The 13,372-nt window shown below is 71.1% G+C and carries 8 protein-coding genes; 5 read left to right on the plus strand and 3 right to left on the minus strand.

Going from position 1 to position 13,372, the window contains the following annotated elements; genetic code table 11:
- Positions 1 to 2 precede the first annotated feature (2 nt).
- Positions 3 to 2,066 (minus strand): ATP-binding response regulator, encoded by a 2,064-nt coding sequence (locus tag CMC5_RS02585; protein ID WP_050428925.1) that lies wholly within the window; start codon positions 2,064 to 2,066, stop codon positions 3 to 5.
- On the opposite strand from CMC5_RS02585, the gene CMC5_RS45620 reads away from it, so the two are divergent.
- Positions 2,065 to 2,292: a hypothetical protein gene (locus tag CMC5_RS45620; RefSeq protein WP_050428926.1), complete on the plus strand. Its 228-nt coding sequence runs from the start codon at positions 2,065 to 2,067 to the stop codon at positions 2,290 to 2,292. The genes CMC5_RS02585 and CMC5_RS45620 overlap by 2 nt on opposite strands.
- Here CMC5_RS45620 and serS read toward each other — a convergent pair.
- Positions 2,276 to 3,577, minus strand: a complete 1,302-nt coding sequence (serS, locus tag CMC5_RS02595; RefSeq protein WP_050428927.1) for a serine--tRNA ligase — start codon at positions 3,575 to 3,577, stop codon at positions 2,276 to 2,278. The two genes, CMC5_RS45620 and serS, sit on opposite strands and share 17 nt — an antisense overlap.
- Before the next feature lie 46 nt (positions 3,578 to 3,623).
- Positions 3,624 to 6,368: an aconitate hydratase AcnA gene (gene acnA, locus CMC5_RS02600; RefSeq protein WP_050428928.1), complete on the minus strand. Its 2,745-nt coding sequence runs from the start codon at positions 6,366 to 6,368 to the stop codon at positions 3,624 to 3,626.
- Positions 6,369 to 6,472: 104 nt separating this feature from the next.
- Here acnA and CMC5_RS02605 point away from each other — a divergent pair, with 104 nt between their 5' ends.
- From CMC5_RS02605 to CMC5_RS02620, 4 genes are all read left to right on the plus strand, one after another.
- Positions 6,473 to 7,432 carry an SOS response-associated peptidase gene (locus tag CMC5_RS02605; RefSeq protein ID WP_050428929.1) on the plus strand — a complete coding sequence of 320 codons (960 nt, stop codon included), beginning with the start codon at positions 6,473 to 6,475 and terminating at the stop codon, positions 7,430 to 7,432.
- A gap of 33 nt (positions 7,433 to 7,465) precedes the next feature.
- Positions 7,466 to 8,425 carry a hypothetical protein gene (locus CMC5_RS02610; RefSeq protein WP_050428930.1) on the plus strand — a complete coding sequence of 320 codons (960 nt, stop codon included), beginning with the start codon at positions 7,466 to 7,468 and terminating at the stop codon, positions 8,423 to 8,425.
- 601 nt (positions 8,426 to 9,026) lie between these two features.
- Positions 9,027 to 11,414: a sulfatase-like hydrolase/transferase gene (locus CMC5_RS02615; RefSeq protein ID WP_050428931.1), complete on the plus strand. Its 2,388-nt coding sequence runs from the start codon at positions 9,027 to 9,029 to the stop codon at positions 11,412 to 11,414.
- Positions 11,415 to 12,039: 625 nt separating this feature from the next.
- Positions 12,040 to 13,317 carry a hemerythrin domain-containing protein gene (locus tag CMC5_RS02620; RefSeq protein ID WP_050428932.1) on the plus strand — a complete coding sequence of 426 codons (1,278 nt, stop codon included), beginning with the start codon at positions 12,040 to 12,042 and terminating at the stop codon, positions 13,315 to 13,317.
- Positions 13,318 to 13,372: the final 55 nt, after the last annotated feature.

A 13,372-nucleotide genomic window follows, 5' to 3' on the forward strand; every position in this document is an offset into this window, starting at 1 on the left:
CGTCAGCTCGAAGCCCGCTCGCTCTGGCGCAAGAGATCCGCGATGGCCCTCTCCAGGTCACCCAGCGCGATGGGCTTGGCGATCTTCGGGTTCGGTACCCGCTCCACGAACTCCCGCGCGCGCGCCGTGAACGCACCGCCGGACATGAACGCCATCCTCGGACGGAGCGCCGGATAGCGCTCGCCCACGGCGTCGTACAGATCCATCCCGCTCATCTGCGGCATCAACAGATCGCAGATGATCGCGTCCACCTTCCCCTCGCGCGCCCCCAAGATCTCGAGCGCGGCCTCCCCGCTCGACGCGATCAGCACCTCGTGCTGCCCTTCGAACGCCCGCGCAAAGGCGCTCAGCAACATCGGCTCGTCGTCCACGAAGAGCACCGTCGAGCTCCGCGGCGGAGGCGGTGCCTGAGAGGGCGGGCGCGCCATGGGAATCTCCTCGGGGCCGAGCCCCATGAGCCGGATGGTAAAGCATGTTCCCACCTCCGGGGTGCTCGTCGCGACCATCGACCCACGCTGTTCTTCGAGGATCTTCCGCGACACCCACAGCCCGATTCCGGCCCGCGTGTGCTGCTCCTTGGTCGTGAAGAAGGGGTCGAAAATGTGCTCCAGGACTTCCGGGGTCATGCCACGCCCGTTGTCCTCGACCTCCACCTCGTGGGATCCCGCCTCGTAGCGCGTCGTTACACGTACGACGTTCTCGTCACGCGGCCGCGGAGGCATCGCCTGGGCCGCGTTGAGGAACAGATTCACGAAGACCTGCGAGAGCTTGCCCGGGTAGCCGATGAGCGGAGGCATGTCGCCGTACGACCGCTCGATCCGGCAAAGCTGGCTGAGCTGCGGCCCGGTCATCCGCAGCGCCAGCTCGATCACGTCGACCAGGTCCATCCGCTCTGGACGCCGCTCGTTGCTGCTGGAGAACACGTTCAGGTCGGTCACGATGTCGCGCATGCGCTCGACCCCGGCCAGTGCCTCGTGACACGCCGTGTCGATCGACTCGATGGCGCGGAGCAGCTCCATGTCGAAGTCGAGACGCCGGCCCACCCCGAGCAAGCGCACCGACGCGCCCCGGATCTGCTCCAGGTTCGCCATCACCCACGCCATCGGGTTGTTCAGCTCGTGGGCGACGCTCGCCGCCACCTGACCGATCGACGCGAGCTTCTCACCGAGCAGGATCTGCGCGCGACGCGCCACCTCCTCGGTCACGTCGCGCATCACCACGAGGAGCGCCTCGCCTCCGGAGAGGGGTGAGAACGCGAACGACATCATGCGCATCGCGCCGTCCCGCGCCGGGCAGCGGACCGACAGCTCTTGACGTGGGACCCCCCCCACCGCCGCCGTGATCGCGTCGCGCACGGTGGGTGCGTCGGCGGGGGTCGCCATCTCCTCCAGCGGGCGACCCAGCCACGCCTCCGCGGGCTGCCCGAGCAAGGGCTCGATCCGGTTGTTGATCTGGGTCAGCCGCCCGCCGCGATCGAGGGTGGCGATCACGTCCGTCGCCAGCTCGAAGATCTCCCGGTAGCGCTCCTCGGACGCGAGCAACGCCCGGCGCGTGTACGCCTCCGCGAAGTGGTGCTCGAACTGCAAGAGCAGCTCGTCGGCCGCGAGCAGCACGTCGAGCGCCGGCGGCAGCGGCTCGTCGTGCGGCTCGACGTGCATCGTGTCGAGCACCCCGGCCACCGCCGCGCGGAACTGCGAGGCCGCGAGCAGCGGGCTGCCCACCGCCGTGCCGTCCGCGAGCCGCTGCTCCACCAGCTCGGTCACCAGCTCTTCCAGGAGCTGCTCGCCGCCCGTCTCCAGGATGTCGGTGAACGCCCCCAGGCAGGCGAGGATGGTGTCCATCACCTCCGTCATGGGCCGATCCGCGAAGCGCGTGCGCCCAGGCGGCAGCGCCAGCACGTTCTCCAGCCAGTCGTTCAGCAGCTCCTGACGATGACGCTTGCAGATGGTGAGCAGCCAGCCCCGCGCGAGCGCCCGCGACTTCTCGTCCCGCGAGATCCCCCCGCGGGGCAGCGCTTCCGGGCTGGCGTTCCGCGACGCCAGCCGCGAGGACGACACCGGGCTCATGCTGGTCCGCGCCTCCGACGACACCGGTGCCATGCTCGCCCGCGCCTCCGACGACACCGGCGCCATGCTCGCCCGCGCCTCCGACGACACCGGCGCCATGCTCGCCCGCGCCTCCGACGACGCGTCGGAACCTTCCCATTCTCCCGAGCCTGACCGCGGCGAAGCCTCCGGTGCCGTCTCGCCGTCGCTGCCCTGCTCCGGGTCCATCCTCACCGGCCCCGGATGACGTCGCACCCCATGAAGGGCCGGAGCGCCTCGGGCACCACCACGCTGCCATCGGCCTGCTGGTACTGCTCCAGGATGGCGACCAGCGTGCGCCCCACGGCGAGCCCCGAGCCGTTCAGCGTGTGCAACAGCCGCGGCTTCGCCTTCGGCTCGGGCCGGTAGCGGATCTGCGCGCGCCGCGCCTGGTACTCACCGAAGTTCGAGCAGCTCGAGATCTCCCGGTACACCCCCTGCGACGGCAGCCACACCTCGAGGTCGTAGGTCTTCTGCGACACTGCGCCCATGTCCCCCGCGCAGAGCAGCGACACCCGGTAGTGCAGGCCCAGGCGCTTCAGCACCTCCTCGGCGTTCCGGGTCAACCGCTCGTGCTCCTCGTTCGACGTCTCCGGCGTCGCGAAGCGCACCAGCTCCACCTTGTCGAACTGGTGCTGCCGGATGAGACCGCGCACGTCACGCCCGTGGCTCCCCGCCTCGGCGCGGAAGCACGGCGTGTACGCCGCGTAGGCGATGGGCAGCGAGGCCGCGTCGAGGATCTCGTCGGCGTGCAGGTTGGTCACCGGCACCTCGGCGGTGGGGATCAGGAACAGGTCGTAGTTCCGCTCCGCGTCGCCGCGGTGGATCTTGAACAGGTCCTCCTCGAACTTCGGCAGCTGGCCCGTGCCGAAGAGGGCCGAGTCCTTCACCAGGAAGGGCGGCAGCACCTCCACGTAGCCCTGCTCGCGGGTGTGCAGGTCGAGCATGAAGTTGATGAGCGCCCGTTCGAGCCGCGCCCCGGCACCGAAGAGCACGGTGAAGCGCGAGCCCGAGAGCTTCGCGGCCCGGTCGAAGTCGAGGATGCCGAGGCCGGTCCCGATGTCCCAGTGCGCCTTCGGCGTGAACGCGAACTCGGGCTTCTCGCCGCCGGTCCGCACGACCACGTTGCCCGACTCGTCCGACCCGTCCGGCACCGAGGGATCCGGGATGTTCGGCACCACCGCGACCAGCTCGCCGAGCTTCTTCTCCAGCTCCGAGAGGCGCGCCTCGCCCTCCTTGATGCGGGTCGACAGCGCCTTCAGCTCGTCGCGCTTCGCCGCGAACTCGGGCGACTTCTTGTCGAGCTTGGCCATCGCCTCGCTCTCGGCGTTGCGCTGCTGCTGCCCCGCTTCCACTTCCTGGATGGCGGCACGGCGCGCGCGCACCGTCTCGGCGAAGTCCTCCCCGAGGGACGCCGCGGCCGCCGGAGAACGGCGAGCCAGCGCGGCGCGGACCTCATCGACGTGATCGGCAACGTAGCGGGGATCGAGCATGCCCCGGGCTGTAGCTGAACCCGGGGCGCGCGTCAGCAGGTAGGTGTCAGGCGCCGAGGCTGCGCAGCACGAACTGGAGGATGCCCCCGTGCTGGTAGTAATCGACCTCGTTGGGCGTATCGATGCGGGTCAGCACGGTGAAGGTCTTCACCGAACCGTCCTTCGCCGTCGCCTTGACCTCGAGCTTCTTGCCCGGGGAGAGGTCCTTGGCGATCCCGCCGATGTCGAACGTCTCGTGCCCGGTCAGGCCGAGGGACTGCGCGTCTTCGCCGTTCGTGAACTCCAGCGGGAGCACGCCCATGCCGACCAGGTTCGAGCGGTGGATGCGCTCGAAGCTCTTGGCGATGACGGCGCGGACCCCGAGGAGCATCGTCCCCTTGGCGGCCCAGTCGCGCGACGACCCGGTGCCGTACTCGGCGCCGGCGATCACCACGAGCGGCGTCCCGTCCTTCTGGTAGCGCATCGAGGCGTCGTAGATCGTCTCCTTGTCGCCGCTCGGCACGTGCACCGTGATCCCGCCTTCTTCCCCTGCCCGGAGCAGGTTCTTCAGCCGGATGTTGGCGAAGGTGCCGCGCATCATCACCTCGTGGTTGCCGCGCCGCGCGCCGTACGAGTTGAAGTCTTCGGGCTTCACCCCGTGCTCCTGGAGGTACTTCGCCGCGGGGCTCGACTTGGCGATGTTGCCCGCCGGCGAGATGTGGTCGGTGGTCACCGAGTCCCCGAGCAGCGCCAGCACGTGCGCACCCGCGATGTCCTTCAGGGGTGCCGGCTCACGGCTCAGCCCGTCGAAGAACGGCGGACGGCGCACGTAGGTCGAGTCGTCCTGCCATGCGAACGTCTTGCCCTCGGGCACCGGCAAGGTCTGCCAGGCCTTGTCGCCCTTGAACACGTCGTCGTACTGCTGCTTGAAGTGCTCGGGCTTCACCGCCTCGCGGATCGCCTCGGTCACCTCGGCCGTGCTCGGCCAGATGTCCTTCAGGAACACCGCCTGCCCGTTCCGATCGTAGCCGACCGGCTCCTGGTACAGGTCCGCGTCCACGTCCCCGCGCAGCGCGTAGGCCACCACGAGGGGCGGCGACGCGAGGAAGTTCATCCGCACGTGCTGGTTGATGCGGCCCTCGAAGTTGCGGTTGCCCGACAGCACGCTGGCGACCACCAGATCGTTCGCGCGCACCGTGTCGGCGACCACCTCGGGCAGCGGGCCCGAGTTGCCGATGCAGGTCGTGCAGCCGTAGCCCACGAGGTGGAAGCCGAGCGCCTCCAGGTACGGCATCAGGCCCGCTTCCTTCAGGTAGTCGGTCACCACCTTGGAGCCGGGCGCGAGCGACGTCTTCACCCACGGCTTCACCGTGAGCCCGCGCTCCACCGCCTTCTTCGCGAGCAGCCCCGCCCCGAGCATCACCGCCGGGTTCGAGGTGTTCGTACAGGAGGTGATCGCCGCGACCACGACCGCGCCGTGGCGCAGCGTGTAGCGCGCCTCGCCCTGGGTCACGTCCGCCGGGCGCATCACCTTCTCCAGCGCCACGTGCTTGGCCGCCTCGCTGCCTGCGCCTTCGGACAGGTAGCGGCTCACCGCCTCCTTGTCCGCCTCGGCGAAGTCCTTCTCCAGCATGCTCTGGAGCGAGGTGCGGAACGCCTTCTTCGCCTCGCGGAGCAGCACCCGGTCCTGCGGCCGGCGCGGCCCGGCGATCGACGGCTGCACGTCGCCGAGGTCGAGCGACAGCGTGTCGCTGTACTCCGGGTCGGGCGTGTCGTCGGTGCGGAACATCCCCTGCGCCTTGCAGTAGGCCTCGCAGAGCGACACCGTCTCGGCGGGGCGGCCGCTGAAGCGCAGGTACGAGAGCGTCTCCTCGTCGACGGGGAAGAAGCCGACGGTCGCGCCGTACTCGGGCGCCATGTTGGCGATGGTCGCGCGGTCGGGCAAGGAGAGCGCCGAGAGGCCGGGGCCGTAGAACTCGACGAACTTCCCGACCACCTTCTTCTGCCGCAGCATCTGGGTCACGGTGAGCACCAGATCGGTCGCCGTCGCGCCCTCGGGCAAGCTGCCGGAGAGGCGGAAGCCGACCACCTCGGGGATGAGCATCGACATCGGCTGGCCGAGCATCGCCGCCTCGGCCTCGATGCCGCCGACGCCCCAGCCCACGACGCCGAGGCCGTTGATCATGGTGGTGTGCGAGTCGGTGCCGACGAGCGTGTCGAAATACGCCAGGCTCGCGTCGTTGCGCATCACCACGCTGGCCAGGTGCTCCAGGTTGATCTGGTGGCAGATGCCCTGCCCCGGGGGCACCACCCGGAAGTTCATGAACGCCTGGCTGCCCCAGCGGAGGAAGTTGTACCGCTCGATGTTGCGCTCGAACTCCAGCTCCTCGTTCTGCTTCGCGGCGAGGCCGGTGGCGAACCTGTCGACCTGCACCGAGTGATCGATCACCAGGTCGGCGGGCTGGAGCGGGTTGATGCGCATCGGGTCGCCGCCGAGCTTGGCGAGCGCCTCGCGCATCGCGGCGAGGTCGGCGACGGCGGGCACGCCGGTGAAATCCTGGAGGAGCACGCGGGCGGGGTGGAAGGCGATCTCCTGGCTGGGCTTCGCCTTGGGATCCCAGTTGAGGACGGCTTCCACGTGCTCGCGCCGCACGACGCGCCCGTCCTCGTAACGGAGCAGGTTCTCGAGGAGAACACGGAGGGAGAAGGGCAGCCGCTCGACCGGCTTCCCGGCCTTGGTGATGTTGAAATACGTGTAAGTGCTGCTGCCGTGAGTCGTGAGGGAGCTCTTCGTACCGAAACTATCGACCATGCGCGGCCTCCGTGGAGCCTTGTGCGGCGAAACCCAAACGGGCCCTGCTCTTCCCGAGCGAACGGCGCTTTTGTAGGGGCATCCGCCTCGCTAGGCTAGGGAATATGTGTGCGCGTTATACCCTCACTGTCCCGGATTTCGGCGCGCTCGCCCAGGCTCTCCTGGTTCCGCTCGATGATGAAATTGGATCTCATTATCGACCTCACTTCAACATCGCTCCGGGAACCACCCAGCTCATCCTTCACCTGGCCCCCCCGGATCGGGATGAAAACGCGGAAGAAGCCGTGGTCTCTGGCCGGACGCGGGGTGCTGGACCGCGCGCGCAGGCACCTCGCTCCGGGCGAGCGGGGGGCGCCTCGGCGGCAGGGGGCCGCGTCCTGGTCGAAGCGAACTGGGGGCTGCTCAACCGCTGGGTGAAGGATCCGGCCGAGGCCCGGCGCCACGTGAACGCGCGCGCGGAGGGGGTGCGTGAGAAGCCGTCGTTCCGTGAGGCGTTCGCGCGGCGGCGCTGCGTGATCCCGGCCGACGGGTTCTACGAGTGGACGGGGCCGAAGGGGGCGCGGCAGCCGGTGTGGTTCCACCCGCAGCGCGGCGGTCTGCTCCACCTGGCCGGGCTGCACGAGACCTGGCACGACCCGACCACGGGCGAGGGGTTCAGGACGTTCGTCATCCTGACCACGGCCGCCAACGATGTGGTCGCGCCTCTGCACGATCGGATGCCGGTGCTCCTGGCGCCCGAGGACGTCGATGCGTGGCTCGACGTGGAGGGGAGCAACCTGGACGAGGTGGAGGCGCTGATGCGTCCGGCGCCGGCGAAGGTGCTGGCGCTGCGTCCGGTGTCACGGCGGGTGAACACGACGCGCGAGGACGATCCCGGCTTGCTCGACGCCGTGGAGGAGGAGGCGGAGGCGCCGCGCGAGGCGTCACCCGCCCGGAGCGCCGCGGGGACGCACGGGGCGCCGGCAGGGCGAGGCGGAGCCGTGAAGGGGAGGGGGAAGAAGCACGCCGTGGATGACGGGCAGCTCGCGCTGCCGCTGTTCGGGGAGAAGCCCGGACGCGGCTGACGCACGAAGCCGTGCCATGGCCTCTGTGGGGTCATGGCCGCGCGGCACGATCTCCTCGCCCGCGGGCACGCTTTCCGGCTTCCCGAGGTCATCGCCTTCGGCGAGCATCGCCGCTGCCGCTCTGCGCCGCTGTTCCTTTTCCGCAGAGCAGGCGAAAGGAGCCGCATGGCCACCACGGATCTCTCCTCGCTGTTCAGCCTCTACGAATTATCGACGGGCCGACGCCTCTTCGCCCTCGCCCAGGTGGTGAAAGCCGCCGACGGACTGGGGCTTCCACCCATCGCCACGCATGCGCGCGCCGCCCTCGCGCACGACACCCTCACCCGCACCCTCGACACCCGCTGGGCCGCACGCGCGCAGCCGCCTCCGCTCGACGCGGTGCTCAAGCCCATCGACGCGAAGCTCGATCGCACCCTCAGCTCGCTGCGCGACGCGGCACGCGCGCAGGCCGAGGTAGCGACGCCCGCCGACGGACTCGCCGCCAAGGTGGAGACGTTCCTGCGCGAGGTGTTTCCGATCGGCGTCGGTGCGATCACCTCGCTGGTCTACGTCGAGGAGCTGTCGCAGGTGGATCGCATCCTCGACAAGGTGCGCGGCCCGAACGCGCCGCTCGCCGATCTCGTCACCGAGATCGGCCTCACCCGGCACGTGGAGCGGCTCGCTGAGCTGGCGGAGCAGTACAGGAAGGCGCTGGAGGTGCCGAAGAACGATCTGACCTGGGGCGAGGTGCGGGCCGCCCGAGCGCGCGGTCAGAACCTGCTTTTGGAGACGGTGGCGCTGATCATCGCCTACACCGCTGGCGACACGCCCGAGCGCGCGACGGCCCGCGCGACGCTCCTCGCGCCGATCCTGGTGCAGAACGAGGCGGTGCGGCAGTACCTGCGCGCACGCCGTCGGGTGGAGGACGTGGACCCGGTGACCGGCGAGCTGGATCTCACCGCGCCGCCCTCGGGCCCTGACGCCGAAGCCCTGTTCGCCCCGCACGCGGGCTGATCGTCCCCGGGCCGAGCCCCCTCCTCCAGGCGAACTCTCTTCCTCACCGAGCCCCCCGGCGGCCTCGCCCGTCGGGTTCCCGTCCCTCCTCCACCCCCCGTCGAACCCCCTCGACGACCCGTCGCCCCACCCGACCCCCCGTCGAACCCCCCCTCGTCGACCCGTCGCCCCACCCGACCCCCCGTCGAACCCCCCTCGTCGACCCATCACCCCACCCGACCCCCCGTCGAACCCCCCTCGCCACCCTCCCACCCCTCCTTTTTTCCACAGCAGCCCCCCCTCGCCGACCCCTGCGGCCTCCTGTTCCGCCCATCCGACCCCCCTCGCCGACCCCCGAGGCCTCCCACCCAGCCCCCCGCACCCTCCCCCCTCCACCCCTGCCCCCTCGCGCCTCGCCACCCCCACCTCACCCCCTCGCCCCCCGACCCCTCTCCTCCGGTCCCCTGCACTCCCCCCGCCCAACCCCGCTCACCTCGCCCCGCACCACCCGGACCTGCCCCCCCGATCCCCGCTGGGGTCGCTCCCTGCCCGACCCCCTGCGCCCCCACCCGAGGCCGTTCCTGATCGACCTGACCGCCCGCGGTGGTAGTAGACCGTCCGCGTGCGAGCCGGAGCCACATCCAGACCCCACCTCCTGGCCTCGCTGGCGACGTCCGCCCTCGCGACGCTCGCCCTCACCCTCTCCGGCTGCCGCGGCTGCGACGCCGCCCCCCGAGAGCTGCCCGCGAGCGCCGCCACCGCCTCGGCCGAGGTCCCGCCCCCCGAAGCCCCGCGCGCCCAGGAGCTGATCCAGCTCGCCGACGAACTCCCTGGCTGCGACGTCGAGCACCGCGGCCTCCTCTTCGACTGGTCGGCGCTCAACCTCCCCGGACGCATGACCTGGGGCGGATCCCCGACCGAGGCCAAGCCCCACCCCTTCGAGGACCAGCCCCGCTCCGCCTTCCTCCAGGCGCCGCTCCACTCCGGCGTCCTCGCCGTGGAGCACGCCGGATCGACCTGGGCCCGCATCTCCGAGCGCCAGATCAAGATCACCTTCGTCCTGCCCGAGGCGAGCCCGGTCTTCGTCTCCATGCGCGTCATCGGCCTCGCCTCCCGCGTCGCCACGATCAGCCTGGACGACTTCGTGCTGGGCACCGTGCGCCTGCAGCGCGACCAGATCCGCATCGCATCCACCAACACCACCACGCTGCCCCTCGATCGCGGCCTGCACACGGTCACCGTCCGCTTCTCGGGCCGCAGCGTGGACAAGCAGGCCTTTGCCGACGTCGACTGGATCCGCGTCGGCACGCCGGACGAGCTGCCCTCGGCGTACGGCGCACCGACGCGCCGCGATCTCATCGCCGCGGGCGCGGCGCTCGGCGGGGTGCCGCACCGGTCGATCTCGCTCCGCGCGCCAGGCGCCGTGCGCTGCCCGGTGCGGCCCGCGCGCACCACCCGCCTGCGCGCCTCGGTGGGCATGCTCGGCCCCGGCGAAGGCGACGCCGACATCCGGGTGATCGAGGACGGCAAGGAGCCGATCCTCCTGCATCAGCTCCACGTCACCGGGACCGACAAGGCGACGTGGACCGAGGTGGACATCCCCCTCGATCCCTTCGCCGGCCGGGTGGTCTCGCTGGAGCTGCGCGCCGTCCGGAGCACGCGCGGCGGCCGCATCCTGTTCGGCGACGCGGCGCTCATCGGGCCGCCCGAGCCGCCGCCGACGGTCCCGCGCGCGCGGGCGGTGGTGGTCGTGGCGCTGAACGGCGTGGAGCGTCAGGATCTGCCACCGTGGAGCGGGCGCGCCGATCCTCGCTTGCCGACGCTCTCCGAGCTGGGGTCGACGGCGGCCACCTTCGATCGGCACCGGGCGCCGAGCACGATCACCGCCTCGGTGATCGGGTCGCTGCTCACCGGGGTGCCACCGCAAGCCCATGCGCTCGTCGACCTGGGCTCGCGCCTCTCGGAGCGGATGACCACCCTCAACGCGGTGGCGCGGGACAGCAGCATCCGCACCGCGATGTTCACCGGCGTGCCCATGAGCTTCGGCGCCTTCGGGTTCGGTTCCGCCTGGGGCACGTTCTTCGAGCACCCGCCCGCGAGCGGCGACGCGGCGACGACGCCGATCGATCGTGCCACGGCCTGGGTGACGGACGTCGCGCGCGAGAACAAGAGCGTGCGGCTCTTCGCGTTCATCCACGCCCGCGGGGGGCACCCGCCGTGGCAGGTGAGCGCGAAGGAGCTCGGCGCGCTCAAGCCCGTCGACTATGCCGGGCCGATCGAGCCGCGCCGCGCCGGGCAGGTGATGGCCCGGGTCCGCGCGAGCCGGCGGCGCAACAAGGCGCTCGGCCCGAACGACCACGACAGGATCCGCGACCTGAGCGCCATCGCCCTCGGAGAGCAAGACCGGGCCGTGGGTGCGCTGATCGGCGCCTTGAAGAGCGCCGGGCTCTGGGACGAGACGCTGTTCATCGTGACCGGTGACGTCTCGAGCGGGCCTTCGAGCGAGGCGCTGTTCGGCGATGCCGTGGACCTCGCGGAGGCCCCGCTGACGCTGCCGCTCTACGTGCACTTCCCGGACGATCTGTATGGAGGGCGGCGGGTCGGGGCCCCCACCGAGGTGGTCGACATCTTCTCCACGGCGTTCTCGGCGCTGGGGCTGGGCGCCATGCCCGGGCGGCGGGTGTACGGCCGGGATCTGACCTCGGTGGCGTCGGGTCTGGAGGGCGTGGGGCGCGATCCTCAGGTGGCCGTGCTCGGCGAGCGTTACTCCAGCCGGTGGGGCGACTTGGTCCTCTACGGTCGCTTCGGCTCGGCCCCGTTCCTGTGCGACCTGTCGCTGGATCCGACCTGCGCGTTCAACCGGCGCGACATGATGCCGCTCGCCGCGATGATGCTGTTCCGCAAGACGCTCGCCTTCGATACGAGCGCCCGCGCCTCGGCGCCGCAGCGCGAGCCAGCGACGGTCGACGCCGATACGTCCGCGCAGCTCAGCGTGTGGGGCGCGCCCTAGGACGGCGTACCCTGGGTCAGGGGTCTGTCGACCCCTGCGCTCCCGAGGGTCGCTACCCCTGTTCCTTCGTGGAACGCAGGGCCGCGCAAGGCCGTGCGGTCGCGCCTCGACGAGGGACGGGTGGCGCGCGTCCTGAAAGAGCGCTCCTCGCGCCACCCGGCGCCCATGCCGCGCGTTCTCACACGCCCACCGCGCATCCTGCCACCGCGCCTACCTCCACCGCCTCCCTCCCTCGCGCTGCAGATCCAGGCCCGAAAGAAGCCACGCCAGGCGAACCCGCTCGCCGCCACGCGATGCCGCGCATCGCCGCCACGCTGGGCGATCCGCGAGGTCGCCCCCGGCTCACGGCGCGTTGCTGCGCAGCGCCACGCACTGCGGCGTGGGTGGTCTCTCGTCAGCGCGGGTGGGTAGCTTTGCGCGGAGGCGCTCCGTTTTGCCGTCCCGATCGTGGGTGACGTGAGGTGCCCATCCTCGGCGCGAGGTGCGCCGCACGCCGCGCCGTGCGCGCTGCGCTCGCTCCGCTGCGTGCATCGCTTGGCATGCTTCGCGCACACGCAGCCCTCCGCGAAATGCAGCGCAGGCGCCTGAGGAAGCGCGCCGCGCCGAACCTGAAGCAGGAGCCGTCATGAAGGCGACCGAACTTTTGAAGACGCAGCACAAGGAAGTGGACTCCCTCTTCGAGCAGATCGAGGCGGCGGAGCCCGGCGAGACGCGCGGTCTGGTCGAGGAGCTGGCCGCAGCGCTCGTCGCGCACTCCACCATCGAGAAGGAGATCTTCTACCCGTGTGTCGCGGACGCGCTCGACGACGTCGAGCTGCACGAGGCATACGAGGAGCACGCGCTCGTGGAGTTCGCTTTGCAGAAATTGCTCAGCACCGAGCCGAGTGACGAAAGCTTTCACGCTCGCTGCGAGGTGCTGAAGGAGGTGGTGACGCACCACGTGAAGGAAGAAGAGACGTCGATGCTTCCCCAGATCGACCAGCGCGTGAACTCGGACCGGCTGGAGGAGATGGGGCTGCGGATGGAGGTGCGCTTCGAGGAGGTCCGCACCCAGGACATCCGACAGATCCTGGCGAAGTCGGTGCGCGAGGCGATGCAAGAGGCAGCGCCCGAGACGGGACGGCGGCGCGGGGCGAGCACGCGGAAGACCGGGCGGAAGACGCCTGCTCGCGCTGCCGCCAAGCGCGGAACGGCCAAGCGCGGGACGGCCAAGCGCGGAACGGCCAAGCGCGGGACGGCCAAGCGCGGGACGGCCAAGCGCGGGACGGCCAAGCAAGGCGCCACCGCGCGGAGCACGGCGAAGCGGACCACCGCCAAGCGAGGAGCGACCCGGAGCAGCGGGACGAAGCGCGCCGGCGCCAAGGAGACCGCGGCCAAGGGGACGACGGCGAAGGCCAAGGGGACGCGCAGCCGCGCTGGAGCGAAGGAGACGACCTCCACGAAGGGACGTGCGTCGGGTGGCAAGCGCACCACGAGCACGAGGAGCACGGGTTCTGCGGACACGAAGGCGGGCACCAGCACCCGGTCGACGTCGACGCGCTCTCGTGCTCGGGGCGCACTGGCCAAGGGGGCCGCTGCGGTGCGATCCGTTGCCAAGAAGCTCACGGGCAAGGGGGCGGCGGCGGCGCGCACGGTGGCCGAGGGCGCCACGAAGGTGGGGACCCGGGCGAAGCGTGCCGTGAGCAAGGCGGGCTCGACCCGCGCCTCCGCGAAGAGCGCCACGGGCATGGCGCAGGGCCCGAAGACCCCGCGCGTCACCTCGACGGCCAGGCGCACGGGTCGGCCGCAGCGGCCGGCGCAGGCCCGGAGCCGAGGACCGGCGCGCGGTCAGGCACGGACGGGCGTGCGGCGAGCGAGTCCGCGAAGGGCGAGCACGCGCCGGGTGGCCAGCCCGGCCACGTGACCTGCAGCGTGCGCGGTGCGAGGGGCGGCCAGCCCCGCGGCGTGGTCTGCGAGGA

Origin of the sequence: Chondromyces crocatus (genome assembly GCF_001189295.1) — a bacterium.
GTDB classification, from domain to species: Bacteria; Myxococcota_A; Polyangia; order Polyangiales; family Polyangiaceae; genus Chondromyces; species Chondromyces crocatus.

Excerpts from the sequence above, each read along its gene's own strand:
- CMC5_RS45620 (WP_050428926.1), top strand. The coding sequence starts at position 2,065 with ATGCTGGTCCGCGCCTCCGACGACACCGGTGCCATGCTCGCCCGCGCC.
- CMC5_RS02585 (WP_050428925.1), bottom strand. The coding sequence starts at position 2,066 with ATGAGCCCGGTGTCGTCCTCGCGGCTGGCGTCGCGGAACGCCAGCCCG.
- serS (WP_050428927.1), bottom strand. The coding sequence starts at position 3,577 with ATGCTCGATCCCCGCTACGTTGCCGATCACGTCGATGAGGTCCGCGCC.
- acnA (WP_050428928.1), bottom strand. The coding sequence starts at position 6,368 with ATGGTCGATAGTTTCGGTACGAAGAGCTCCCTCACGACTCACGGCAGC.
- CMC5_RS02605 (WP_050428929.1), top strand. The coding sequence starts at position 6,473 with ATGTGTGCGCGTTATACCCTCACTGTCCCGGATTTCGGCGCGCTCGCC.
- CMC5_RS02610 (WP_050428930.1), top strand. The coding sequence starts at position 7,466 with ATGGCCGCGCGGCACGATCTCCTCGCCCGCGGGCACGCTTTCCGGCTT.
- CMC5_RS02620 (WP_050428932.1), top strand. The coding sequence starts at position 12,040 with ATGAAGGCGACCGAACTTTTGAAGACGCAGCACAAGGAAGTGGACTCC.